1 protein-coding gene is annotated in these 261 nt (G+C 45.6%); it reads left to right on the plus strand.

Translation table 11 applies throughout. The annotated features are described in order from the left end of the window. Positions 1 to 261 (plus strand): hypothetical protein (locus P9230_RS32315; protein ID WP_278121765.1); only part of this gene is annotated, 261 nt, incomplete at both ends.

The raw sequence follows: 261 nt of genomic DNA on the forward strand, positions 1-261 counted from the left end.
AAACCGGTTTGGGGTAATTTAATGGCCCCACCGTTTATCCCCACCCCCTGGGTGCCATTTTCCCCCGCGCCCCAATGGGGGTTTTTAAATTTTTTTGGTTTGGGGGCGGTTTTTTTTTTTATTTCCCCCTCTTCCTCCGTTTTTGTTTCTCGCCCTTTTTTTTTTTTTCCGGGCCCGTTTTTATTGGGGTTTGGGGGGTTTTATTTCTTTTTTATTTTTTTTGTTGGGGGGGGGGGTTTTATTTGGTCTTTGACCGGCTTC

Origin of the sequence: Mesorhizobium sp. WSM4887, from assembly GCF_029625865.1 — a bacterium.
In the GTDB taxonomy this organism is placed as follows: domain Bacteria; phylum Pseudomonadota; class Alphaproteobacteria; order Rhizobiales; family Rhizobiaceae; genus Mesorhizobium.